The following is a 24,741-nucleotide window of genomic DNA, read 5'->3' as shown; positions in this document are numbered from 1 at the left end:
GTGGACACCGGAAATCTCGTACCCCTGAGGGAGGCCGGACGGGGCCGGACGATCGTCTTCGTCCACCCGGCGGGCGGCGGAGCGGGCGGCTTCCGCAGACTGCTGCCCCACCTGCCCCCGGACTGGCGCGTGTTCGCCTTCGAGGCGATCGACCCCGGCCCGCCGGACCGGTGCTCCGTCCCGGCCATCGCCGAGGACTATCTGACGGCGCTGGAAGAGGTCGCCTCGCCGACCGGTGCGGTGCTGGCCGGCTGGTCCTTCGGCGGCGCGGTCGCCGTGGAGATGAGCCGTCGGGCCGAGGCCGCGGGCCACCGGCCCGACGCGGTCGTCCTCTTCGACAGCGCGACCCCGGACGTGCTCGCGCGTCGGGAACGCTCCGCACCCGCCGAGATCGCCGGGCTGTTCGGGGTGGAACTGCCGGACCGCCTCGGGGCGGACGAGGAGCTGGCCCTCGCCGAGGTCGCGGCCGCCCTCAACCGGGCCACGCCCGGCGCGAGCATCTCACCGACGGAACTGCGCCCCGTCCTCGACGTGTTCCGCTGGCACCTCGACGCCGTGCGGCGACCCTGGCCCGACGCCGGCTGCTCCGCGCCCTGCTTCCTGGTGCGCGCGGCGGACGAGGAAGGCTGGGGCGACGCCCCGGAGGACCTGGGCTGGGACACGCTCCTGGCGCGCCCCGTCACCCGGCGCCGGGCGCCCGGCACGCACGACTCGCTGTTCTCGGCGGAGCACGTCCCCGCGCTGGCCGCGGTCGTCCGCGAGATCGTCGCCGGCCTCGGCGACGGTCCTCGCAAACGCAGGACGGCCGACTTCTCCCGGCTGCGGGGAGAACCGAGCACGGCGGGGACGGGAGGCGTCGGCCGGTGAGACCGTTCCGGGTCCTGCTGACCTCGTTCTCCGTGTCCACCCTGGCCGACGGCCTGACCGCGGTGCTGCTGCCGCTGATGGCCGCGGCAGCCTCCCGCTCCCCGCTGGACGTGGCACTGGTCTCCGTGGGACGGGCCCTGCCCTGGACCCTGCTCGCACCCGTGGTAGGCGTACTGGTCGAACGGACACCGGTCCGTACCGTGCTGCTGCGGGCCGGCGGGTGCCGCATGGCGGTGCTCGGAGCACTGCTGACCGTCCTCGCGGTCACCGGACCGAGCATCCCCGCGCTGGTCGTCGCAGCCGTCGCGCTCGGCGTCCTGGAGGCCTTCTACGAGGTGGCCGCCCAGAGCTGCGTCCCGTCGATGGTCGGGCCGGACCGGCTCGTGGCGGCCAACGCCAAGCTCACGGCCACGGAACTGGTGATGCGCAGCTTCCTCGGTCCCTCCGCCGCAGGCGCCATCGCCTCGCTCAGCCTGCTGACCGTCACCGGGACCAGCGCCGCCCTGTACGGATGCGCCGCGCTGGTCATGCTGGCCCTGCCGGCCGTTCCCGCCGTGGCCTCCGGGCCGCGGCGGCACATCCGGTCGGAGATCGTCGAGGGGATGCGCTTCCTGCGGCGCGATCCGCTCCTGACGCGCTTCGTCGCCATGACCGCCTGCAGCGCGGTGGCCTACGCGGCCTGGATGCCCGTCTTCACCCTGTACGCCCTGGCCCCGGGACCCGTCGGACTCACCAGCACGGGTTTCGGGCTGGCCATGGCCGCCGCCTCGCTCGGCGGCCTGACCGCCACCCTGCTCACCCCCCGACTGCCGCGGACGCTGTCGCCGATGGGCGTCCTGACCGGGGCCGTCGTGATCGGCACGGCCGCCCTCGCGGTCCCCGTCGTCACGGCCCGGCCGGCCGCCAACGTGGCCGCCCTGATGGTGTACAGCGCCTCCGTGGTGACCTGGAACATCATCACCGTCTCCTACCGGCAGCGGTCCACACCGGCCGGGATGCTGGGCCGGATCAACGCCTCTTACCGGGCGCTCGCCTGGTTCCTGGTGCCGCTGGGCCCGCTTCTGTCCGGAGCGGTGGGCACGCTGCTGGGGCTGCGGGGGGCGCTGCTGCTCTGCGTGGCGATCTCCGCGGCGGCCCTGCTCCTCGCACCCGGTGCGCACAGGCACGCCGGTGCTCTCACCCGCGCTACCCCTCAGGAGGACATCCATGATCGCGTATGACCGCTTCGCCCGGTCCTGGGACGAGCGGCTGCTGGCCGACGGGGGGCCCGACGGCCGGGCGGCCGCGATCGCCCACGGCCTCGACGAGCGGCTCGGCGACAGCATGTACCGCCACCCTCGAGGGCCCGTGCCCCTGCGTCCCGTGCTGCTGCCCGCCGCCCTCGCGGAGGAGATGCGCACCGTCGGCCTCCGGCTGCTCGACATCATCCGCCGGGTCGCCGCGACGCGGGCGACCGGCGTCTTCGAGCTGGCCGACCTCGTCGGCTACCGCCGCCCCGGTGTCTGCATGCTCACCGAGGACCCGGAGTGGAACGCCTCCGCGTTCGACATGGCGCGACCCGACATCGTGGTGAGCGGCGGCGTCGTCCGCGTGGTGGAGTGCAACATCATGAGCGCGGTCGCGGGCCCCGAACAGGTCACCAGGATCGACCGCTACTTCCGTGAGGTCTACGGGACGGACGGCCCCTGTGCCGACACCTCCCGCCTGGTCGTCCCCGACGTGATGGGACCGCGCCGCGACGTGGTCCGGGCCGTGGCCCGCGCCCGCGGGGTGGACCGGCCACGGGTGGCGGTGCTGGGCTGGGACCGCGGTACCGGCTTCGGCTCGGCCGCGTACTTCGGCGACGTCGTCGACGACTTCGTACGGCACGGTGTGGACGCCGAGTTCGCCGTGCCCAACGACCTGGAGGCGGACCGGACCTCGCTGCGCCACCAGGGCCGCAGGATCGACGTGGCGCTGCGCATGTTCGTCTCCGCCGACGCCCCGAGGGCCGACCTGGACATGACCGCGCCGCGCGACGCCATGCTCGCCGGTACCGCCATCACCCTCTCGCCCGAGGTCGCCGACGTCTACTCCAGCAAGAAGCTGCTCGCCTGGGTGTCGGAGGCGGCGGAGCACATGCCGTCCACCGACCGCGACTTCCTCGACCGCCACCTGCCCTGGACGCGTCTGCTCGTCGACGACAAGGTCACGTGGCGAGGTGCTTCGCACGGACTGGTCGACCTGCTGCTCGGCGAGCGGGAGCGGTTCGTCATCAAGCCCTCCGACCAGCACGGCGGCGAAGGCATGTCGGCGGGCGCGGACACCGAACCCGAGGCGTGGGCCGAGGCGGTCGAACGGGGCCTGCGGGACGGCTCGTACGTCGTGCAGGAGTTCATGCGCCCCGACCCGCTCCCCGTACCCGTCCTCCGCGCCGCGGACCAGTCCCTCGAAGTGGCCCGGGTGGCGTCCGTCTTCGGCCCGATGCTGATGGGCGGCCGGCTGGGCGGCATCCTGGCCCGCCACACCGACCGGGCCGACACCACGATGGTCAACGCGATCGGCGGCGGCGTCATGAACACGTGCTGGATGACGCCGTGAACCGCGCCGCCACCGCCCACCCCGAGGAGAACACCATGCTGGACACCTGGGACGAGCTCGCCCATCCCGACGACCTCGCACGCGTCCGGGACGGCAGCGCGGACGTCGCCGGGCGGATCCGGCACGCGCTGCGCGGCCTGCCCTTCACCCCGGACGAGCGCCTCACCCCGGTGCAGCCCGTCGCCCTCGCCGAGGGCGTGCGCCGCAGGATGGAGGACGCGGCCGTACGCCTGGTGCGGCTGATCGAGCGGGTCTGCTGGTCCCTGTCCGAGGACCCGGCCGTCCTGCGGGACCTGGTCGGCCTGACCCCGGCCCAGGTGCCGTTGCTCGGTGCCGGGGGAGCAGCGGCCGAACGGTCCCGCGCGGGCATGCTGGCCCGGCCCGACGTGGTCGTCGAGAACGGCCGGCCGCGGTTCCTGGAGTGCAACTTCGGAACCGCCGACATCGGTCCGGTGGTGGCCCGTCACCTCACCTCCGCGTACGGCGCGCTGTACCGGACGGCAGCGGAGCGGCTCGCACGCCCGGGCGCCCACCAGCCGTACGCGGGCAGGGCGGCCCTCTTCCGCCGCCTGTGCGAAGAGCGCGGGCTGCCACCGAAGGTCGCCGTGGTCGGCACCATGCGGGAGGAGAACGTCGGCGACTCGCGCTACTTCGAGACCGAGGCCCGCTACCTCCGGGACCACGGCTTCACGTCGGAGTTCTTCGAGCCGGAGGAACTTCAGGCCGCCGGCAGCCACTGGCCGGTCGTGGTCAACCACTTCATCGCGGCCGAGTGGCGGCGGATGGGCATCCCGCTGGACGGGATGCGGCGGCTCCACCGGCAGTCGGTGATCGTCGCTCCCGACGCCGGCATGCTCCTGTCGAGCAAGCTGGTGCTGGCCTGGCTGTCCGCCGGCCGCTTCGAACTCTCCGCCGCGGAGGCCGCCCTGGTCGCGGAGTGCGTGCCGTGGACACGGTCGCTCGACAAGGGGACCGTCGTGTACGACGGACGCGAGGAAAGCCTCCCCGAACTGGCGATCCGCCGCCGGGAGGACCTCGTGCTGAAGCCCGTCGGGGCCTTCGGCGGCAGGGACGTCGTGCTCGGCCGGTCCGCCGACCCGGCGGAGTGGCGCGCCAGGATCGAGTCCGCCGTGGCGGAAGGAACCCACATCGTGCAGGAACTCGTGCGGCCCGACCCCCTGACCGTGGCCTTCCACGACGCGGCTGCCGGCCGGCTGGTCAGGCATCCCGTCTCCTACGTCCTCGGCCCCTACGTGGTGGACGGCACCCCTTCCGGATACATGGTCCGGCACGCGCCCTCAGAGGTCCCGTCCGTGGTGAACTTCGCCCGGGGCGCCTCCTTCAACCTCGGTGTATGACATGCCGCGGAGATGACGACGCGAGCACGGACCCGACAAGGAAACGACATGCAACCGGCACCCGCACTCGCATGGCTGGACGCGTTCCGACGGCTGCGACAGGGCCAGCGGGGCGACCTCGCCTCCCGGCTGGCCGCGGTGGAACCCGTACTCTCCCCGGCCGGAGCGAACCCCGGCATGCCGCTCAGACCCGTCCTGATGCGACGGCACCACCTGCGACAGCAGGCGGACGTCGGCGGCACACTCATCGGTCTCCTGACGGCCGTCGCGCACCGGCGGGCCGGCGGCGACCCACGGCGGTTGGGAGAGCTGCTGGGGGAGAAGCCGCCGGCCGGCCGGGCGCCGCGCCTCGCCCCGGCGGACGACGGCACCTGGTGTGCCACCGTCCATCCCCGTGCGGGCGTGTGGTGGTTCACCGACTTCGAACGACGATCCCCCCAGCCCGGTCTCGACGCTGTGCACGCGGTCGCCGCGGCTCACGCGACCTGCCCCGTCGCCCAGGCGCTGCGGGCAGCGGGCGCCTCGCTCGGACCTGTGGACCCACGGGGGGTCCGCGGCCGCCCGCGTGCGGCCACGACCCCCACCCACGCCTCCCAGGCGATGACCTGCGCACGGAGGACCGGACGGCCCTCCGCCCCCGAGGACCGCTGGTACGCCAACCGGCTGCTGCTCGCCTGGCTCTACGAGGCGCGCGGCGAGTTCGGGCCGCACCACGCGGGAATGGTCGAGCGCCACGTCCCGGCGACGTACCCGGTCGAGGACCGTGACGTCGTGGTCGACGGGGTGCGAACGTCGCTGCTGCGGCACCTCGTGGTCGCGCGGGCCCGTTACGTGCTCAGGAGCGCCCGCCCCGGCGACCCGCCCGGGACCTTGCTGGGGTGGGCCACCGGTGGTGACGCGTGGCACCGGGCGCTGGAGGAAGCGGTCAGCAGGCGCACGTGGATGGTGGCCCAGCGCCTCGTGCCGCCCGGACGAGCGGCGGTTCCGGTGGGGTGGTCCGACGGCTCCTGGCGCCTCGAGAGCCTGGGGACACGTCTGGAGGCGCACTACCGCGGCACGGAGTACGCGGGCGCGCTGGTGAGGCTGCTCGGCCCTCCGTCGGCGACGGGGGGCTGCGCCGACGCCGGCCTGTCAGTCGTCCTGAGCCTCGATCCCTGACGGGTCGTCGTCCTGGTCCGGGTGCTCGAGCAGGCCGAGCCGGTGCGCGACGTACCCGCCCTGGAAACGGCTGGTGGCCCCCAACTGGAGCATGATCGCGGCGATGTGCTTGCGGCAGGTACGGACGGACATGCCGAGCCGGCGGGCGATGACCTCGTCCTTGAGGCCCTCGGCGAGAAGTTTGAGGATGCTCCGCTTGACGTCGCCGGAGATGCTGCGAGTGGACTCACGGTCGTTGCTGCCGGTGTCGAACGCGTCGGCAGCCTGCCAGCTGCGCTCGAACACGTCCACGAGGAACGCGACGATGGACGGCTCGCGGACCACGACCGCCGCCGCGGGATCGGTGTGGTCCGGAATGAAGGCGGTCTCCCGGTCGAAGACGATGAGCCGGTTGAAGAGCTCGTTGGACGTGCGCACCTCCGCTCCGAGCGCGGTGACCTCTTCCACGTACGCGCGGGCGGGCTGGTTGTAGCGGGTGGTCCGCTGGTACAGCGTGCGCATGGCGACACCCCGCTCCAGCATCCGGCGGTCGCGAGGCAGGGCGTCCGCCAGGACCTCCGGGTTCCTGACCCCGCCGGGCTGTGCCGTGAGCACCTCGAAGCGGCAGCGCTCCGCCGTCTCCTCGAGGAGCAACCGGATCTTGTGCAGGTCCTTGAGGCGGTGGACGCCGCCGGTGGCGGCGGCCATGCCCTCGGTGTAGCGGGCGACGAGGGCTTCCTTGCTCTCGGCTATGCGCACGATGGCCCGCTGCCGCTCGAGCACCTCGCTGGAGAGCGCGCTGGTCAGTTCGGCGGCGGCCGTCTGCGGCGCCACCGGAACGAGGGTCCCCGGCCTGGTCGTGGACCGTCTGAGCAGCCGTACCGCCATGAGTCTGGCCACGCTGCGCTCGACATCCTCGGGAGTCATCCCGTCCGGCCGCGATTCGTGAGCCGGCGGCAGTCCCCCCTTCTTGATGGCCAGGTCGTACACGGCAAGGTCCTGAGGGTCGAGATCGTCGAACCCTTTTTCCATTGTGTCCATGTTCAAGCGCTTTGTTAGGTGCTCACTTTGCTGCGTTGCACGTTGGTGTGTGATCAACGCTCTGTACCCGAGTGTAGGAGTCCCGACAGGCTCGTCTTCATGATCCGCCCCGATCGACGGGGTGTTGCCACATGCAAGGGATGCGTCGATATGAGCATGATCACCTGCCACTCGAGCCACTCGATCGCCCTGCGAACCGCCGGGCTCCTCTCCGTCGCCGGGATCGCCGTCACCACCCTGCTGGGCCTCTCGCCGTCCCCTGTCGCCCCTGATGTCACGGCGGTGTCGGCCACCGGTCCCGCGTCGGACGACACAGGCTGGGGCGTGTCGCCCAAGAGCGAGCCGGACACGGGCTGGGGAGCCCCCTCCGCCTGACGGTCCCGCCGTCCACGGGCCTCGCGGCAGCCGCCTCCGCCCCACACTCCACGACCCAAGGAATATGTCATGTCACGCCAGCCAATGTCCGACCTCTTCTATCTGACCAGGGCCGATGTCGCTCAGGCGCTGAGCCGCATCGACCCGGTCGCCGTCGCCGCGGACGTCCTTCGGGCGCACGCGCGGGGGGAGACCGTCGTGCCGGACGAGGGCTACCTCGGCTGGACCACCGCAGACGGGCACAGCGCCCGCAGCCTCAACATGCCCGGCCTGGTCGGAGGACCGGAGCCCGTGGTCGGCACGAAAATCATCAACGCCTCGCTGGGCAACACCGCGCGCGGCATCCCGAGGGCGGACGGCCTGACCTTCCTCTTCGACCCCGAGACGGCCCACCCCTACGCGATGATGGACGCGGCCCTGATCAGTGCCACGCGCACGGCAGCGGTGTCGGCCGTCGCCGTCGGGCTGCGGACCCGCCCCGTGTCCCGACTGGCATTCCTCGGGTGCGGCGCTCAGGCGGACGCCCACCTCGGGCTGCTGCTGCCGCGGCTGGAAGACCTCACGGAGCTGGCCCTGTACGACCAGCAGCCCGCAGCCGCGGCGGCGTTCGCCGAGAAGCACCGGGCGGCCGCGGAAGCCGTCGGCGTCCGGCTGACGGTGACGGCGACCGCGCAGGAGGCCGTCCGCGGCTCGGACGTCGTGGTGCCGCTCACCACCGTGACCGAGGGGTACGTCCGCGCGGAGTGGCTGCTGCCCACCGCCACCGTCGTCCACGTCTCGCTCGACGACCTGCTCGCGGAGGTCGTGCTCGGCGCCGCCCAGGTCGTGGTCGACGACTGGCAGCTGGTCCGTACGGATCCGCGCCGACTCCTCGGCCGGATGTACCGGGAGGGACTGCTGTACGGCCCGGACGAGCCGGAGCCCGGCCGGCCTGCGAAGCGGGTCGACGGGACGCTCGGCGAACTCCTGCTGAAGGAGGCGCCGCTGGCCGACCGGGACGGCGTGACGGTCGTCAATCCGTTCGGCATGTCGGTCCAGGACGTCGCACTCGCGCACCGGGTGTTCACCGCCGCGACCGAGCTGGGCATCGGCTCCCGGTTGCCCCGATGAACGCCATGGAGGCGGCATGATCCACGACAACATAGCCGGAGCCGTCGGCAACACTCCGGTCGTCCGGCTGGCACGCCTGTTCCGCGACGAGCCCTTCGAGGTCCTGGCCAAGCTGGAGTACCTCAACCCCCTGGGCAGCATGAAGGACCGGGCCGCTCGTCACGTCATCGAGAGCTGGCTCGCCGACGGAACGGTGCGCCCCGGCACCCGGCTGGTGGAGAGCTCGTCCGGCAACTTCGGCATCGCCCTGGCCGCTCTGGCCCCGCTGTACGGGCTCCACGTCACCTGCGTCCTCGACCCGAACACCTCGGCGACGAACCTCGCCATCCTGGACAGCCTCGGGGCGGACCTCGACATGGTCTGGGAGCGGGACGCGGGCGGCGGCTACCTGGAGACCAGACTCGCCCGGGTGCGGGAACTGGTGGCCCGGGACCCCGCGGTCGTATGGGTCAACCAGTACGCCAACGACTTGTGCTGGCAGGCCCATTACGAGCAGACCGCGGCGGAGATCCTGACCCAGGTGCCCGACGGCCTCGACGTGCTGGTGGCCGCGGTGAGCACCACAGCCACGCTCCAGGGCGTGGCGCGCCGTCTGCGTGGACGGTGGCCGGCGCTACGGGTCGTGGCGGTCGACGCGTTCGGCTCGGTCATCTTCGGCGGACCGTCCGCGCCCCGCAGACTGCCCGGGCACGGATCGAGCCGTGTCCCGGAGCTGGCCGCCACGCTCGAGCACGACGACGTGGTCCACGTACGCGACGAGGAGGCGGTCGCAGGGTGCCACGCGCTCCTGCGGAGCGAGGGCATCCTCGCCGGAGCGTCGTCGGGAGCCGTGGTGAGCGCCCTGCGGAGCGTGGCTCCGTCGCTGCCTGCCGGGTCCCGGGTCCTCACCCTGTTCGCCGACCGAGGGGAGCGCTACATGGACCTCGTCTACGCCGGTACCGCCGACACGCGGCCCGCGGATCTGAGGGAGCCGGTCGACATCCGGTGACCGGACGGACCCGTGCTCTCGCCCTGCCTCGGGAGGGCCGCTCGAGGCGGGGGAGGGCGGGTCCCGCTCCAGCCCTCCTCGGTGGCGACCATCGCGTGGACCTCCATGTCGCGGCGCCTTCCCCCACCCTGTTGCCGGCTTCGCCGCAGCCCCTCCCGGACGCATCCGGCACGCACACCATCTGGAGAAGGCCGACAGCCAGGCCGCTCGCCCGCGCAAAGACTCTCGCGGCGGACGGGGCCGCGAGCGCGGGAGGGAGGGGCACGGGCGGCGGCACGGGCGGCATGGGCGGGCGGCGGCCCTCGTCTCGCGTGCTCACCAGCGGGTGAGGACCAGCTCGATGGAGAAGCCCGGACCCATGGCGGCGATGACGCCGGCGGAGCCCTCGGCGGGCGGCGTCCGCATGAACGTCTGCAGGACGTGCAGGACGGAGGCCGAGGAGAGGTTGCCCTTCTCCGCCAGGGACCGCCGGGTCGGTTCCAGCGCGTGCGGCGGCAGGCCGAGCGCGTGCTCGACGGCGGCGAGCACCTTCGGCCCGCCGCCGTGGACGATCCAGGCGGCGACCTGTTCAGGCGTGAGCGCGTGCCGGCCGAGGAGTTCGCGGACGGCCCCGGGCAGGTGCGCCGCCGTAAGGGCGGGCACCTCCGGGGAGAGCAGGATCCTCAGACCGTGCGAACCGATCTCCCAGCCGAGCGCCTCCTCGGTGTCGGGCACCAGATGACTGTGGCTGTCCACGAGTTCGGGAACGCCCGGGCCGTCCTCCCCGCCCGTGTCGCGGTGCCACCGCGCCCCGGTGGCCACGACGGCCGCCGCGCCGTCCCCGAACAGACTTCCGGCGACGATGTTCGCCATCGAGGTGTCCTGCATCTGGTACGCGACGGAGCACAGTTCGACCGAGAGCAGCACGGCGACGTGGCCGGGGTGGCCGAGCAGATAGTCACGCAGACGGGCCAGTCCGGCGGCGCCGCCCGCGCAGCCGTTCCCGAACAACGGAATCCGCCGTACGTCCGGACGCAGACCGATCCGGTGCGCGAGCCGGGCTTCGAGCGACGGCACGGCCAGGCCGGTGACGGTCGTACTGATCACGGCGTCCACGTCCCCGGGCCGCACGCCCGCCGTCTCCAGCGCCTCCGTGAGAACGCGCTCGCCGAGTTCCAGGGCGGTGTCGAGCCAGACGCGGTTGGCGTCGGTGAAGTCGGTGAGGGCGCGCAGTTCCGCGAGCGGCCGGGCGAAGTGGCGGGTGACCACACCGGCGTTGGCCTGGATTCTGCGGAGCATCTGCCGGCCGGTCAGGGTCCGCCCCAGCGTCGTACCCGCCAGCGCCTCCATGATCTCTTCCTGGGGGAAGCGGTGCGGTGGTACGGCGGTGCGGATCGCCCTCACGCGTGGTCCCGCAGCGCGTCGCCCGGAGGCGCTCGGGCCCCGGTCGTCGCTGCTCGTGGTCGTCGGGCCTGTGATCGTCCGGCTCGTTGGCACTGGGCTTTCGGCCTTCCCCTTGCGGTCTGCGTCGTACGGCTGGCGGTGGTGCGGGCGATGGGGGCGGGGAGGCGGCGCGGGCGCTGCCGGGGCCGGTGCCGGACTCGGCAAGATCCGAAGGACAAGGTCCTGGTCCGCGGTGAGCAGCACCACGGGCGGCGCGAGTTCTGGCCGCCGAACCCGAAAGAGCAGCCGCCGACACGCGGGAGGGGACCGGGATCCCCGCCCCTGTGCCGGAAGGGGCCGTCGCGCCACCACGTCGAGCTTGTGAGCGCCGTCCTGCCCCTCGAAGTCGGCGACGGGGGGACCGTGCCGTGGTTCAGCGCGAGCACGGTGCGGGCCGCCCGGACGGCGCCGGCCCCACTGGGGCATGGCCGATCACTCCCTTGGCCGCGGTGGCTGGCGGTGTCGTGTCACCGAAGACGCGGGCGAGGGCGGCTGCCTCGGCCGCGTCGCCCGGCGGCGTACCGGTGCCGTGTGCGTTGATGTCCCCGGTGTCCCCGGTGTCCCCGGTGTCCCCGGTGCCGCAGTCCGCTTCGCGCAGCGCGACCGTGACGGCGCGTACGGCGTCGTCGCCGAGGCGACGGTGGGCGATAGGGGCGATGGGGAGTTACGGGGGTGACGGGGCGCCGGGCGTCGGCCCCGCTCCGAGGCCGCGCTGGACGGCGCGTCCGCGGCCGAGGCCCGTTCCAGGACGAGGTCGGCGGCGCCCTCGCCGAGGACGCAACCGTCCCCCGGTACGTCGAACGGCCGGCCGGGCGACGCGGGTTCGTCACGGCACCGGGACAGGGAGCCCCCGCGTTCGTTGTCGAAGTCGCTGGGCGCCCGCAGGCCCTTGACGATGGCCGGGATGTCGCGCACGCGGGGGAAGCGGGTGGCCGTCATCCGCGAACGGGTCTCGACCTGGGCGCGCGCGGGCCGAACGTCACCACCGCGAGCGCCTGCGCCTCGGGCTCCACCGGTGACCAGGCCGGGACCGGTGACGGCGACCTCAGCGGGCACGGCGCGCGCCGTCGAAGGCACGGGCCGCCTCGGCGAGCGTGGACGTGGGGGACAGGTCCAGGGTCTCCTCGGGAAGGATCGTCCCGAACTCCTCCTCGGCGGCCACCACCAGCTCCATCAGGGCCAGCGAGTCCACGCCGAGACTCCCGAACGTGGTCGACGGGGTGAGGTCGCCGGGATCGACCTTCACGTCCAAGTGGTCGGTCAGCAGCGTGACAAGCTGCTCGGGCAGGGTGTCCGGGATCGACTGGGTCATGCCTGTGCCTCTCTTGCGCGTACCGCGGCGACCGCGGTGTTCCTGTCGGCGTACCTGTCGGTTTTCGTCTCCGAGCCCCTGCCCCTGCCCCTGCCCCTGCTCGTGCCCGTCCCTGTGCCCGCGTCCGCGTCCGCGCCCGTGCCCGAGTCGGTGTTCATGCGCTCGAACAGCTCCCGGGCGCGGGCCGCCTGCGCGCCGAGCCGTTCCAGATGGAGCACGAGCCGGTCCCGCGCCCGCTCACCGGCGGGTCCCAGGCCCGGGAGCGTCGCCACCTTCAGCCCCCGCAGCAGGGGGGTGACCACGTGAGCGAGGTGGACGTCCACGTTGTAGATCCCGGCGGCGGCGATCCGCACCGCCCTGGCCCGGAAACCCGGAATGGTCGCACCGGGCATCGCGAACCCGTGCAGCACATCCGCCAGCGCGGTGAGGGCCGCGTCGGGGAAGAAGCCGAGCGCGTCGGCGAACAGATCCCGGTAGAACAGCATGTGCAGGTTCTCGTCGGCGGCGATCCGCGCCATCAGCCGCTGTCCGGCGGCGTCGTGGCACGCGGCGCCGACGTTGCGGTGCGCCTGCCGCGTGGCCAGCTCCTGCACGGTGACGTACGCCAACGAGTGCAGGGGCGTCGGCAGATCGGACCGGAAGCCGGTACCCACGTGGCGCATCCGCAGCTCTTCGAGTGCGACGGGGTCCACGGCCCGGCGGGCGTGGACGTAGGCGCGCAGCACCGCCGCGTGGCGGTCCTCCTCCGCCGTCCACCGGTGTACCCAGGCCCCCCAGGCACCGTCCCGACCGAACCGGGTGGCGATCTCGAAGTGGTAGCTGGGCAGGTTGTCCTCGGTCAGCAGATTGACGACCAGCGCGTCCTGCACGGCGCGCGGCAGCGCCGACTGCTCCGGGGACCAGGCCGTGCCGCCCAGCGGGCCGTCGTAGTCCCGGCCGGCACCCCACGGCACGTACTGGTGCGGGAGCCAGTCCCGCGCGGCGTCCAGATGCCGCGCGAGCAGCCGCTCCACCGACGGCTCCAGCTCCCGCAGCACGGTCTCCACCGCGACGGCGGCCTCAGTCATCCGTCCGCTCCTGCTCGTCTCGCGCAGCCATGGCCCTGCACCGGTCTGTCAATGCGAACGGGCAGGCGGGTAACCGACCTTTCAACACTTCGCGCACCGGCGGCGGCCGACTCTTCCCGGAATCACCTCACCGAGGTACGAGACGGCCCCACGGGCTGCTCCGTGTGGCCCAGAGGACGACTTCTACGGCGACCCGCCGATCAGCACCCACGGAGTCGATGAGCTCACCGCGGGACCCATGGTCCGCCGGACCGGCGAGACCCAGGACGGGCCTTGTGGGAGCCCGAAGTTCTTTCTTCCGGGGGCGGTTGAGGGCTGCGAGGCCAGGCAGCACGGGCGGGCATACGTCGGCGGCCCGTATGCCGGCTCGTCGGATCGGCACTTCCGGGCGGCGCCCCGCGGGCGGTTCGGCCGGCGCAAGGGCCAGCGGGCGGCCGCGGCCGGCCGGGTGCGCTTGGAGTGGGCGCCGCAGCTGTCACGGCGTACCGAAGACGAGGACGGTGTTGTGTCCGCCGAATCCGAAGGAGTTGGTGATGGCGGTGGTCATGGGTGTCGGCTGGGGGCGACCGGTGACGATGTTCAGCGGCAGAGCGGGGTCCTGGCGTGAGAGGTTCGCGGTCGGGGGGACGAGCTGGTGGTGCAGGCTCAGGACGGTCAGGGCTGCTTCGATGGCCCCGGCTGCGCCGAGGGAGTGGCCGAGGACGCTCTTGGTAGCGGTGAGCGGGGGCTGGTCGTGGCCGAAGACGCGGAGCAGGGCAAGTCCTTCGGCGGCGTCTCCGACCGCCGTGGCGGTCCCGTGGGCGTTGATGTGGTGGATGTCGCCGGGGCTCTGACCGGAGGCGGTCAGGGCGGCGCGGATGGCGGCTTCGGCCCCCGCGCCGTCCGGGCGGGGAGCGACGGGGTGGTAGGCATCGCTGGTGGAGGCGTGACCTCGGAGGAGTGCGCGGGTGGAGGCGCCGCGTCGGCGGGCGTGGCGGGGATGTTCCAGCACGAGGACCGCTGCACCCTCCGACAGGACGAAGCCGTCGCGGTCGGCGTCGAAGGGGCGTGAGGCGGCACTGGGGTCGGCGTGGTGTCGTGAGAGGGCCTGCATGCGGGCGAAGCAGGCGGCGGTCATGGGGGCGAGTCCGGATTCGGCGCCGCCGGCCAGCACGATGTCGCAGGTTCCGGCGGTGAGCAGGTCACTGGCGAGGCCGATGGCGGCGGAGCCCGAGGCGCAGGCGCTTGCGACGGTGAAGTTCGGGCCGCCTGCCTTGAGGTCGATGGCGGTCTCGGCGGCGGCCATGTTGGGGATGCTGCGGGGCAGCGCCAGCGGGGAGACGTCGGCGTGGTGCCCTTGGCCGAGGCGGCTGAACTCGCGTACGTAGCCGCTCAGGCTGTTGCTGCCGACACCCATGACGACACCGACGCGCGGGGAGTTCCACGTGGTGTGGTCGAGTCCGGCATCAGTGACGGCGCGACGGGCGGCGGCCAGGGCGAAGCACGTGAAGCGGTCCAGTCTGCGTGCGAGGCGGTGACCGAGTTCCGCTGCGGGGTCGAAATCGGTGACGGCGCAGGCGAAGTCGACGGGCAGTCCGGCCAGAGAGCCGTGGCGGCGGGCGAGTCCTTGTCCTTCGCACACTGTGGCCCAGGTGGTGTCGGTGGTGGAGCCGGCGGGTGTGAGCATGCCGATACCGGTGACGGCGACGGTGCGGTCGCTCAGTGACGGGGCGGGCGGGGATGCGGACGGCATGGTGTGAGCTTCCGGTGCGGTGCCCTCGGGCGCATGCGTGTGAAGTCGAGGGGGGCGGGCGCGGGTCGGTGGGTGGTGGCGTGCGGAGAATCAGGGGGGCGGGTGCGGGGGGCCGGGATCAGGTCCTCGACGAGAGAACGCCGCAGGCCGCCGGGGGAGCAGCCATGACGTCCCCGGGGCCCGGCCCGTGGGGTCGCCCCGTCCAACGACGTGCGACCTCGGCCGTCACGCGGTGCCCGGCTGTCGTTGTCGGCCTCGGTGGGTGACCGGTGGGGGCGTCGGGCCCAGGGTCGATGCGCTGGAGGCGTGCAGGTCCCGTGGTCGGGGCCATCTGGTCCTCGACCTGCGGGGGAGGCCTTCCTCCGGCCATGACGCCGTCCACAGCTTGAGGCACAGGGCCAGGACAACCCAGGCACAAGATCCACGTTCGTCACACCGCCGAGGCGACGGGGCCCCACAGCTCCTCGGGAAACCGGCGTGGGAGCGCGAGGTGCGTACACGAGGAGATTGCGACATTGAGGGGAAAACCGATACCAAAGCGGAGCTTGGGCGTTGTGCATCTCGTAGACAGCCACCGTAGGGAGACCGGATGCCCGAGCAGATCGTGCATGTGACCGACGCGTCGTTCGAGTCGGACGTGCTCAAATCAGATCGTCCCGTCCTGCTGGACTTCTGGGCGGAGTGGTGTGGGCCGTGCAAGATGATCGCGCCGCTCCTCGAGGAGGTGGCCAGGGACTACGGGGACCGGCTCCAGGTTGCGAAGATCGACGTGGACCACAACCCCTCCACGCCGGCGAAGTTCTCCGTTCGAGGCATCCCCACCCTGATCCTTTTCAAGGACGGTGTGGTGAAGCAGGCGAAGGTCGGTGCCTTGTCGAAGGCCCAGATCACCACCCTGATCGACAGCCACATCTGACCAGGACGGGGTCACGCACCCGGCGGCCCTCGATGTCGCCGCCGAGACGCCGCGGCTGTCAGGGTCGTCCTCCCCCTCGGGGTGTCCTGACCTCGTCGACGCCTGGGCCGACCGGAACGCCGACGCCGACCTGGTCGCTGACACAACGGACCCGGTATGAGTCGTGGCGGGGTCCCCGAGCCGGGGCCGCGCCGGTGACGGTCCGGTTCAGCCCGTCAGGGAAAGGACCAGTGCGGCGCTCGAAGCGCAGCGGAGCCGGCCCTCGCGTACCGCGGCGACGGCCTGCGGCAGGGGGACGCGGAGGACCCTCAGGTCCGCCTCGGACGACTCCGCGGCGGCCGGACCGGATGCCGGCTGGTCGACGCGCCACAGGTGGACCCGGCAGTCGGTGAGGCCCGGCAGCGGGTGGAGGAAGCCGTACCCTTTCCAGGTGCCGCCGCGGTACCCCGTCTCTTCGGCCAGCTCGCGCCGCGCCGCGGACAATGCGCCGTCGTCGTCCGGGTCGACGGATCCGCCGGGCAGCTGCCACAGAACTCCGGCGAGGTAGTGGTACTGCTCGATCAGGAGGAGCTGCCCGTCGACGAGAGCCGCCACCCGCACCTGGTCGGGTGCCTGGACCCAGTCGTAGTCGCCGGGCCGTCCGTCGGGCCCGGTGACCTCGTCACGGTGTACCTGGAAACGGGGGGTGCCGTACGACATCGTGCCGGCGTGCCGGGTCCATGGTCCTCGCTGCTCCACGGGGACGACCCTACCGGCCTGCCAGTGGGCCCGGGGCGTCGGTTGTCAGCCACCCACGGAGCCACGGGGCTGCACCACGGCACGGACGCGGTGGCCCGGGGGTGCGTCGATCATCGCTTCGGCGTCCCGGACACCGGCGAGTCGCGCGAACGCCAGCAAGTAGTCGCGGGCATGGTCCTGAAGCAGCCGCAGTTCGGCGCGGCAGTCCGCGGCGAGAGGCCACTCCGTCTCGGGGCGCCCCGGTGACGCCTCTTCGAAGGCCCGCAGGCGCGGGTGCCATCGGGACAGGAACGGACGCAGTTCGAGGTTGAGGAAGTTCACGGCCAGGCATTCCACGGTCATCCCGACGCTCACATGAGTGGAGGGGCGACTGACCTTCAGCGTTTCGCGGGTGGTCGCGAACAGTCCGTACAGGGACGTCAGGGCCTCCCGCAGCACGCCGTCCTCGTCGTCGAGCCGCTGCACCGACACGCGCGTCACCGACTCGACGAACAGCTGCCAGGCGACCTGCCGGGAGTCGTTGTTCACCACGAAGGTGAGTTCACTGAGCTGCGGCACGGTCACCTTCACCTCCGTGAGGCGGGCGGAGCGCCGGTAGGCGTCGAGGCCGACGGCAACCAGGGCCCCCGCCAAAGCGCCGGTGATCGCGAAGAGGAAGAAGCCACTGGTGTGGCCGACGGCGTGGACGCCGAGCCCGACCGCCGCCCCCACGACCACCGACAGTCCGATGCGTCCCAGACGACCGGCTCGCGTGCCGAGTCGACTCATGTGCGTCCCCCGCAATCCTGCGTTCCCGTTCCCACGACCACGATCGGCCCTGATCCGATGGCGGAACCCTACCCGCACCCCCGCGGGACCAACTGCCCTTCCGCGTAGCCGGGTTCGGCGTTCGACCCGGCTGTGGTGAGCGAACCGACGACGGTGACATTCCCGCGCCGCGTACGGCCGCCTCCGCCTGGGCTGCGCGCCCCGCGCACCGGTCGCCGCCGCGCACCACCGCTCACCGCCGCTCAGCGCCGCGCACCGCCGCGTGGCGACGCCTGGCAGTGGCCCGGCTTTGTCCAAGTCCCTCCCAACGGCGCGCGCCGTCGGTAGAGTTGAGCGCCGACCTGGCTGATCTGTCCTACTCGGACGCAGGGGGGCCTGCCATGACGTCCAGCACATCCCCGTGTTTACGACGACGAAGCGTCCGTCGCCCGCTCCGCTCGACCGCGGCACGGACCGCGCTGCTGGTCCCGGCCCTGGCGGGGGTGTTCGCCGGCGGATGCACCACCACGAGCGGGCCGCCCCCGGCGGCGCCCTCATCGGTGTCGTCTCCGCCCGCGGCGACGCCCCCGTCATCGGTGTCGTCTCCGCCCCCGGCGGCGCCCCCGTCATCGGTGTCGCCTCCGGCCCCGGCGACATCCCCGGTCTCGCTTCCGCCCAGTCCACCAGCTGCCGCACGGTGCGACGGTGACGTGCTGGACCACCGGGACATCCGCCATCCCGAGCTGGGAACGGTCCGCGTGTTCCTCGTCCGGAGGTCCGTCTCCCACTACCCCAAGGGGTGCGTCGCGTCCGTCACCGGCAGCGGGCGTCCCCTGGCCTCCGTCTACGTGGACATCTACGAGAACGACCTGAACTTCGCCGACCCCGCGACCGACACCACCGGGAACACCTTCGTGGTCTACAACCCTGGTCGCTATGACGGGGTACTCGTGCTCGTACCCGACGCGGACGGGTTCGAGGACATCGGCTGGAGAAGCACCACCGAGCACTACTCGGGAGGCCGGTTCGCCTACTACCACGCACGGCTCGACGGCCCGGGCGAAGACGGTCGCTACACGATCATCCAGTCCGAGAACTCATGCGTGCCCTCCTGTGCCCAAGGTGCCACCAGCCAGGTGTCGTTGCACTGGAACGGCCACGAGTACCTGCCGGCCGGATAGTGTTGCGGGGCTCTTGGGCACGGGTGGGCGGGCTCGGCGCGGCGCTCGCGCGGCTGAGGTCCGCCCTGGCCGGCCGGGGGCGGGTCAGGGCCGAGATCGGGTATGGCGTCTTCCTCTCCTACAGCGGTGACCGCGACCGGCAGTGGCTGCCGCACCTGCAACGCGTGATCGAGAAGCAGTCCCGCCCCTGGTACAAGCCGCCGCGCATCAGGGTCTTCCTCGACTACAGCGGTGTGTCGATCGGGCCGCAGCTGTGGGCCAAGATCAAGGCCGGTCTCGCCCGCTCGGACTGGCTCGTCGTCCTGGCGTCGCCGGAGGCCAGAGCCTCGGTGTGGGTGGACCGGGAAATCGAGTGGTGGCTGGAGCACAAATCGGTCGACACCATCCTGCTCGTCGTCACCGCGGGGCGGCTGGTGTGGGACGAGCGGCGGGGCGACTGGGACCCGAGGCTGTCGACCGCGCTGCCGGCCCGGTTGGCGGGACGATTCGAGCAGCAACCGGTCTGGAAGTCCGTGGACCTCCGCCGCTTCGGCAGCGGTGCCGATTCCCTGCCCGACGTCGACGTCGACGTCGACGGTGTCGCGTTCGGGATCGCGTCCGTCGTGCGCGGCCTTCCCGAGGACGAGCTCAGGTCGGAAGGTCTCCGCGACACCAGGCGCAACCTGCGAACAGCGAGGATCGTGGCGGCCGTACTGGGCTTCCTGCTCCTGGTCGTGAGCACGGTGTCGGTGATCGCGGTGGTCGAACGTGCCGAGGCCACTCGCCAGCGTGACCATGCCGTCGCGCAGCAACTGATCACCCAGAGCTACCTCCTCGCCGACCGGGACCCGTTCGGCGCCCGGCTGAAGGCACTGGCGGCGTGGCGCATCGCCCCCTCTCCGCAAACCCGTCTCGCGGTCCTCGACGCCGCCGTGAACCCGGAGTCCGGCCTGCTTCCCCACTCCTGGCCGACGCGCTCGGTGGCGTTCAGCCCCGACGGCAGGATGGTCGCCTCGGGGGGAGGTGACGGCGTGGTGCGGTTCTGGGACACGGCAACACAGCAGAAGGCAGGCAACGCGCTCGTCGGACACCACCGGGGCGTCACGTCCATGATGTTCGGGCCGGGCGGCAGGACGCTGGCCACGTCGAGCTTCGACGGCACCGTGCGGCTCTGGGACGTCGCGGGCCGCAGGCAGATCGGTGCCCCGTTCAGCGCCCACGCCGGGGCGGTCAACGCGGTGGCCTACAGCCCCGACGGCAGGACCCTCGTCACCGCCGGGGACAGCGTGCGGGTGTGGGACGTGACGACCCACCGCCAGATCGGCGGGCCCCTCGGCGGTCAGGTCCCCCACGTCGCCGCCGTCGCCTTCAGTCCCGACGGCAAGACGTTCGCCGCGGGCGGCAGCGGCGTACAGCTCTGGAACACCAGCACCCGTGCTCCGATCGGCAGGGTGCTCGGGGGAGACGCTCTCGTCACATCGGTCGCCTTCAGTCCTGACGGCAGAACCCTCGCCTCCGCCGGCACCAAGGGCGGCGTGCGGCTCTGGGACACCAGCAGCCGAAGCGCGATCGGTACACCACTGGGCACTCCCACCACATGGACCGAGTCGGTGGCCTTCAGCCCCGACGGCGCGGTGCTCGCCGCCGGGTACGAGGACGGCAGCGTGCGGCTCTGGGACGTCGTGCGGCACACCCGGATGGGGGCGCCGTTCACCGGCCACACCGGTACGGTCCGGGCCGTTGCCTTCAGCCCGGACGGGGCGGTCCTGGCCAGTTCGAGTGACGACACCACCGTCCGCCTCCGGGACGTCCGCACACAGCGGCAGGCCGGCGCACCGCTCGCGATCGGGGGCCAGCAGGCGGCAGCCCTCGGCCCCGACGGCCGGACCCTGGCCGTCGTGGGCCCCCGCTCCACCGTGCGTTTCTGGGACGTCGCCACGCGTCGCCAGACCGGTTCCCCCCTGCTCCACGGTGACGAGGGCTTGACCTTCGCCCTGACCTTCAGTCCCGACAACGCCGTGCTCGCCATCGCCTCCGACGGTCTGCGGCTGTGGAACGTGGCGGCCCGCCGCCCCGTCGGCGCGTCGCTGTCCGCCTCGCGCGAGTTCGCGGATGACATCAACGCGGTGGCGTTCAGCCCGGACGGCAGGACCCTCGCCGGCGCCCACTCGGACGCGGTGCACGTGTGGGACCTGGCGGCACAGCGCCGGACCGGCAAAGCACTCGACGTCAGTGCGGTGGACATCGAGTTCAGCCCCGACGGCCGCACCCTGGCCACCGACACGGAGAACAACACCGTGGCGCTCTGGGACGTCACCACGCATCGTCGTATCGGCGAGATCCCCGCCCGTCACACCGCGCAGGTCACCGCGGTGGTGTTCAGCCCCGACGGCCGGACGTTCGCGACCGCGAGCCGCGACAACACCGTCCGACTGTGGGACACGGCCACACGCGAGCAGGTCGGGGACGCGCTGACCGGCCACCGCAGCGGCGTCCTGTCCGTGGCGTTCAGTCCCGACGGGACGATCCTGGCCACCGGCAGCATGGACCACACGGTCAGGCTCTGGGACGTCGCCACCGGGCGCGAGATCGGCGATCCGCTCGACGGGCACAGCGCTGACGTCACCGGCGTGGCCTTCGGCCCCGGCGGCAGCACGCTGGTCAGCTGGGGCGGGGACGACACGGTGCGGGTATGGAACATCGAGGCGACCGTGGATCCGGTGCGGTCACTGTGCACATGGGCCAAGGGAGCCTTCACCGCCGACCGGTGGCGTGACGACGTGCCGCCGGGCCCCGCCCCTCGCGCACTGTGCCCGACGGCGTGATGCGCGTGCGCCGGGTCGGGCCCGGTGCCCCCAGCCACGCGGCCCGTCGAGGACGCCATGCGCCGCTACCACGACGCGACCGAGGCGGTACGCGAGGACCGCCTCGACGCTCCGGCGAATGGCCCGGCTACGGCACCGCCCTCACCGATGCCGTCCGCATCCCCGAAGAGTTCGAACACGCAGGAAACCGCACCACCGAAACCCTCCCGCTTCAGGTGACCGCCGCGCTCGCGGACTCCCGCAGACCGTGCGTGACGGCGCTCAACGCCAACCGCGTGGCGCTGTGCGCTGAAGACGGCGCCCGCGCGGCGGGGCAGGATCGACACGCAGTTCGTTCCACCTGACCGTTCAACTCTGTCCTGCAGGGGGAAGTATGAAGAAGATCTACTCGGGCCTGGCCGCCGCGGCGCTGATGTCGTCGGTCCTCATGGCGGCGCCCGCCGTGGCGAGCGCGCCCGGCGCGACCGGCGAGCGCGCGGCCGCCGCCTGCCAGACCTGGCACGACAACGCCGGCCCCGGCGGAGCGGGTCGCTACCACGCCAAGTGCGCGGGCTCGGGCAAGTACGTCAAGGCCACGGTGCGCTGCGCCAACGGCAGCACCGCGACCAGCTCCTGGCGCTGGGAGTACGCCAAGGCGGAGTGCCCGTACGGCGTGGACTCCCGTTCCGGTTCCTACAGCACCCGGAGCTGACCGCGCGCGGCACCGGGCCGGCCGAGGAGCCGGTGCCGACCGGTCGCTCCCCTCGTGCCGACCCGGTGCCGAACCGCCGTGTGCGTCCCCGCCCCGCGATCACGCGGGCCGGGGACGCCCCCGTCCCGGCCGCCTGTACGCGTACCGAGGCCCTGCGACGACCCGCCGCAGCGGCCGCGCCCCGGGCCGGCGGTGTGCCGTTCGGGGCGTCTGTCAGACTTGCCCGCCGTGAAGATCACCCTATTCCGAAGCTCCCTGGTCCTGGGAGCCCTGGCGCTGCTCTGTTCCCTGCTGTTCGTCGCACCCACGACCGCGGCGGCGTACGAGAACTGTGACACGAACACCCTCTGCTTCTACGACCAGGACAGCGGCACGGGCGCGCTCGAGAAGGCCACCGCCCGAAACCTCCTCATCCTGCCCCAGTCGCACAACAAGGGGAATCTGACGGCCCGCTCCCTGCACAACAACACCACCTCCTGGGTGTGCCTGTACGCGGACGCCTACTACGGCGGCACGCTCGAGGCGGTCGCACCGAAGACCGAGGCCAATCTCCCCGACCTCGCCGGCGAACTCCAGGGCCGCGTCAGCTCGTACAAGCTGACCCCTTCCAAGGGGCACTGCTTCACCGGCTTCGAGCGCTGCGAGCAGGGCAAGCTCTGCATCTTCGCGGAGGAACGGGCCCGCGGCGGCATGTACGCGACCACGGACTCCCACAACGGCTACGCGCGCGTCTGGCACGACCGTGTCCACTCCGTCGTCAACAACACCCTCTCCTTCGCCTGCTTCTACCCCGCGGCCGGCCATCGCGGCGGGTGGAGGGACGCCGACGGCACCTCCTACGGCGCGTACAAGGTGATGCCGGGCGACAGCACGACGCTCCCCGCGCCCTTCGCCAAGACCTTCCGCTCCCACAAGCTCACCGAAAGGGCGGACTGCTCATGACGACCCGCGCCTCCGGACGCCCCTCCCGCCCGCGCCGCCGCTCCGTCGCCGCGGCCCTCGCCCTGAGCGCCGGCCTGCTGGTCGCCTCACCCGGTGCGACCAGTGCGACCGGTGCGACCGGTGCGACCGGTGCGGCCGGTGCCACGGCACCGGAGCCGTCACTGCTCGACGCCTGGACGGAGAGCGGCCGTTACACGCTGGCCGCCGGAGTGACGTACGTGCGCTACACCGAGCGCGCCGTGACCGAAGGCCGCGTCGCCAAGCGCGAGCTGAACGTGGTCGTCGCCGACCCGGCGCTCGGTGCGACCCGCCTCGAAAGCACCGTGGGCGGCGCCGCCGCCCGGGCGGAGACCGTCGGCGCCCAGCTGGCCGCGGTCCGACCGGAGCGGCCCCTCGCCGGGATCAACGGCAGCTTCTTCGCGCCGGAGCCTCCGCACGAGGGCGGCATCGCCTTCGGAGGAACCGCGGTCCGTGACGGCCAGGTCAACGGCACGGGTTGCCTGAACGGAAACCAGGCGGTCGTGCTCCAGCACGGACTGCCGTACATCTCCAAGCTCCGGGCGACGGTGACGCTCCAGGCCGTCGACGCGTCCGGCGCCGTCGTCGCCGAACGCCTCCTCGACGACGTCAACCGCGATCCCGGCCGCGGGGTGGGCTGCGTGCGCGGGGCGGACGACGTGCGGAAGGACCTCGCGTACGACCCGAGCGCCCCCGACGACAAGACGACCGTCTTCGTCGACGGGGACGAGCTCGTCGCCTTCAACGACTCCTACAACCTCCCTACGCCCTCCTCGGGGCGCGACACCCACCCCGAGGTCACCACGGACGACGACCCCGGGTACGAAGTGACCGTCGACCCCCAGGGCGTGTTCACCCTCCCCAAGGACGCCGGCGGCCAGTGGACCGAGGGACGGGGCGGAAAGAACGTCGCGACCGGAGGCTTCGTGCTCCAGGCGGTGGGCGCCGAGGCCGAACGGTGGCTGCGGGACAACCTGACCGCCGGGCGCACGCTCCAGCTCCGGCAGGAGGTCGTCGACCTCGAGTTCCCGGACCACCACATCGCCCTGGACGAGTCCGTGGACATCGTCTCCGGACTGGCGCACCGGCTCCTCGACGACGGCGCGACGGCCACCACCAGCGACACCTGTGCACGTCTCTTCGACAGGACCGGCGTCAGGCGGAAGGGCGAGCCGCAGCCCGGAGACCACTGCAGGGACTCCCGCACGGCCCTCGGCGTCGACACCAGGGGCCGTACGGTGATGGCGACCCTCACCGGCCGTCGGGACGTGCTCGACGCCCAGGGCGGGGTCCTGCACCCGACCGACACCGCGGACACCGCAGGCGTCGACGGTGCCTTCCTGCACGAGTTCGCGGCGATCCTCAAGCTCCCCGAGCTCGGCGTGATCGACGCCGTCAACCTCGACGGCGGCGGCTCGACCACCCTCTACACCCTGGACAAGCGACAGACCGGCATGACGGACATCGCCCGGCAACCCGACGGCACCTATCGGCGAGTCGAACGCCCCGTCGCGGACGGGGTCTACCTCACCCGCGGCGGCTACGCCCTACCAGGGGGAACCCTGCCGTAGCCCTGCCCTGCCGTAGCCGACGCCGGGCAGGGGGAGGAGACGGCGTGAGGCGGCAGGTCGCCCCACGGGCGGCGGAAGCTGCGGCGCCGGAGCTCGGTGGGCTGTCACGTTTCCGCGGTGGAACAGGGCCTTCGGCCGGGTGAG

23 protein-coding genes are annotated in these 24,741 nt (G+C 72.6%); 15 read left to right on the top strand and 8 right to left on the bottom strand.

Features of this window, described 5'->3' with window-relative positions:
* Genes ABD954_RS00330 through ABD954_RS00310 form a run of 5 tightly spaced genes read left to right on the top strand, consistent with a single transcriptional unit; the run spans position 1 to position 5,963 of the window.
* On the top strand, positions 1-867 hold the full coding sequence (locus tag ABD954_RS00330) for a thioesterase domain-containing protein (protein ID WP_345483662.1): 867 nt from the start codon (positions 1-3) through the stop codon (positions 865-867).
* Positions 864-2,087 carry an MFS transporter gene (locus ABD954_RS00325; protein ID WP_345483661.1) on the top strand — a complete coding sequence of 408 codons (1,224 nt, stop codon included), beginning with the start codon at positions 864-866 and terminating at the stop codon, positions 2,085-2,087. Before ABD954_RS00330 ends, ABD954_RS00325 begins: the two co-directional genes overlap by 4 nt.
* Complete coding sequence (locus ABD954_RS00320; RefSeq protein WP_345483660.1) at positions 2,074-3,447, top strand: hypothetical protein; 1,374 nt, start codon at positions 2,074-2,076, stop codon at positions 3,445-3,447. Before ABD954_RS00325 ends, ABD954_RS00320 begins: the two co-directional genes overlap by 14 nt.
* Entirely contained in the window at positions 3,429-4,805 is a 1,377-nt protein-coding gene (locus ABD954_RS00315; RefSeq protein WP_345483659.1) for an ATP-grasp domain-containing protein, read from the top strand. Before ABD954_RS00320 ends, ABD954_RS00315 begins: the two co-directional genes overlap by 19 nt.
* A 48-nt stretch (positions 4,806-4,853) precedes the next feature.
* Entirely contained in the window at positions 4,854-5,963 is a 1,110-nt protein-coding gene (locus ABD954_RS00310) for a hypothetical protein (RefSeq protein ID WP_345483658.1), read from the top strand.
* Here the strand turns inward: ABD954_RS00310 and ABD954_RS00305 are convergent.
* A complete protein-coding gene (locus ABD954_RS00305) occupies positions 5,937-6,974 on the bottom strand; it encodes a helix-turn-helix transcriptional regulator (protein WP_345483657.1) in 1,038 nt (345 codons plus the stop codon). The genes ABD954_RS00310 and ABD954_RS00305 overlap by 27 nt on opposite strands.
* A 159-nt stretch (positions 6,975-7,133) precedes the next feature.
* Between ABD954_RS00305 and ABD954_RS00300 the strand changes: the two genes are divergently transcribed.
* From ABD954_RS00300 to sbnA, 3 genes are all read left to right on the top strand, one after another.
* Complete coding sequence (locus ABD954_RS00300; protein ID WP_345483656.1) at positions 7,134-7,358, top strand: hypothetical protein; 225 nt, start codon at positions 7,134-7,136, stop codon at positions 7,356-7,358.
* Between the two features lie 69 nt (positions 7,359-7,427).
* Positions 7,428-8,468: an ornithine cyclodeaminase gene (locus tag ABD954_RS00295; RefSeq protein WP_345483655.1), complete on the top strand. Its 1,041-nt coding sequence runs from the start codon at positions 7,428-7,430 to the stop codon at positions 8,466-8,468.
* Between the two features lie 16 nt (positions 8,469-8,484).
* Positions 8,485-9,456 (top strand): 2,3-diaminopropionate biosynthesis protein SbnA, encoded by a 972-nt coding sequence (gene sbnA, locus ABD954_RS00290; RefSeq protein ID WP_345483654.1) that lies wholly within the window; start codon positions 8,485-8,487, stop codon positions 9,454-9,456.
* Positions 9,457-9,771: 315 nt separating this feature from the next.
* Here the strand turns inward: sbnA and ABD954_RS00285 are convergent, their stop codons facing one another.
* From ABD954_RS00285 to ABD954_RS00270, 5 genes are all read right to left on the bottom strand, one after another.
* Positions 9,772-10,839 carry a type III polyketide synthase gene (locus tag ABD954_RS00285; protein ID WP_382746095.1) on the bottom strand — a complete coding sequence of 356 codons (1,068 nt, stop codon included), beginning with the start codon at positions 10,837-10,839 and terminating at the stop codon, positions 9,772-9,774.
* 412 nt (positions 10,840-11,251) lie between these two features.
* Entirely contained in the window at positions 11,252-11,527 is a 276-nt protein-coding gene (locus ABD954_RS33530) for a hypothetical protein (protein ID WP_425584102.1), read from the bottom strand.
* Between the two features lie 396 nt (positions 11,528-11,923).
* Positions 11,924-12,190 carry an acyl carrier protein gene (locus tag ABD954_RS00280; RefSeq protein WP_345483653.1) on the bottom strand — a complete coding sequence of 89 codons (267 nt, stop codon included), beginning with the start codon at positions 12,188-12,190 and terminating at the stop codon, positions 11,924-11,926.
* A complete protein-coding gene (locus tag ABD954_RS00275) occupies positions 12,187-13,257 on the bottom strand; it encodes an acyl-ACP desaturase (RefSeq protein ID WP_345483652.1) in 1,071 nt (356 codons plus the stop codon). The genes ABD954_RS00280 and ABD954_RS00275 overlap by 4 nt, the downstream gene beginning before the upstream one ends.
* Positions 13,258-13,732: 475 nt before the next feature.
* Positions 13,733-14,989 carry a beta-ketoacyl-[acyl-carrier-protein] synthase family protein gene (locus ABD954_RS00270; protein WP_345483651.1) on the bottom strand — a complete coding sequence of 419 codons (1,257 nt, stop codon included), beginning with the start codon at positions 14,987-14,989 and terminating at the stop codon, positions 13,733-13,735.
* Positions 14,990-15,578: 589 nt separating this feature from the next.
* On the opposite strand from ABD954_RS00270, the gene trxA reads away from it, so the two are divergent.
* Positions 15,579-15,905 (top strand): thioredoxin TrxA, encoded by a 327-nt coding sequence (gene trxA, locus ABD954_RS00265; protein ID WP_345483650.1) that lies wholly within the window; start codon positions 15,579-15,581, stop codon positions 15,903-15,905.
* 207 nt (positions 15,906-16,112) lie between these two features.
* Here trxA and ABD954_RS00260 read toward each other — a convergent pair whose 3' ends face one another.
* Together ABD954_RS00260 and ABD954_RS00255 are read right to left on the bottom strand one after the other, a co-directional pair.
* The gene (locus tag ABD954_RS00260) at positions 16,113-16,643 is read right to left on the bottom strand and encodes an NUDIX domain-containing protein (RefSeq protein ID WP_345483649.1); all 531 of its coding nucleotides are present in this window, start codon (positions 16,641-16,643) and stop codon (positions 16,113-16,115) included.
* 45 nt (positions 16,644-16,688) lie between these two features.
* Entirely contained in the window at positions 16,689-17,411 is a 723-nt protein-coding gene (locus tag ABD954_RS00255; protein ID WP_345483648.1) for a hypothetical protein, read from the bottom strand.
* Positions 17,412-17,907: 496 nt separating this feature from the next.
* Between ABD954_RS00255 and ABD954_RS00250 the strand changes: the two genes are divergently transcribed.
* The 6 genes from ABD954_RS00250 to ABD954_RS00225 all read left to right on the top strand — a co-directional run bounded on the left by ABD954_RS00250 (position 17,908) and on the right by ABD954_RS00225 (position 24,597).
* The gene (locus tag ABD954_RS00250) at positions 17,908-18,099 is read left to right on the top strand and encodes a hypothetical protein (protein WP_345483646.1); all 192 of its coding nucleotides are present in this window, start codon (positions 17,908-17,910) and stop codon (positions 18,097-18,099) included.
* Position 18,100: 1 nt separating this feature from the next.
* Positions 18,101-18,571, top strand: coding sequence for a hypothetical protein (locus ABD954_RS00245; RefSeq protein ID WP_345483645.1), 471 nt, complete (start codon positions 18,101-18,103; stop codon positions 18,569-18,571).
* A 23-nt stretch (positions 18,572-18,594) separates the two neighbouring features.
* Positions 18,595-21,375 carry a toll/interleukin-1 receptor domain-containing protein gene (locus ABD954_RS00240; RefSeq protein WP_345483643.1) on the top strand — a complete coding sequence of 927 codons (2,781 nt, stop codon included), beginning with the start codon at positions 18,595-18,597 and terminating at the stop codon, positions 21,373-21,375.
* A gap of 373 nt (positions 21,376-21,748) precedes the next feature.
* A complete protein-coding gene (locus tag ABD954_RS00235; RefSeq protein WP_345483642.1) occupies positions 21,749-22,066 on the top strand; it encodes a hypothetical protein in 318 nt (105 codons plus the stop codon).
* Positions 22,067-22,294: 228 nt separating this feature from the next.
* Positions 22,295-23,008 (top strand): peptidase inhibitor family I36 protein, encoded by a 714-nt coding sequence (locus ABD954_RS00230; RefSeq protein WP_345483641.1) that lies wholly within the window; start codon positions 22,295-22,297, stop codon positions 23,006-23,008.
* Complete coding sequence (locus tag ABD954_RS00225; protein ID WP_345483640.1) at positions 23,005-24,597, top strand: phosphodiester glycosidase family protein; 1,593 nt, start codon at positions 23,005-23,007, stop codon at positions 24,595-24,597. The genes ABD954_RS00230 and ABD954_RS00225 overlap by 4 nt, the downstream gene beginning before the upstream one ends.
* Positions 24,598-24,741: the final 144 nt, after the last annotated feature.

The sequence above is a fragment of the Streptomyces roseoviridis genome (genome assembly GCF_039535235.1).
Classification (GTDB): domain Bacteria; phylum Actinomycetota; class Actinomycetes; order Streptomycetales; family Streptomycetaceae; genus Streptomyces; species Streptomyces roseoviridis.
Note: the sequence above shows the minus strand (reverse complement) of the source record. Positions and strands in the feature narration are given on the sequence as shown.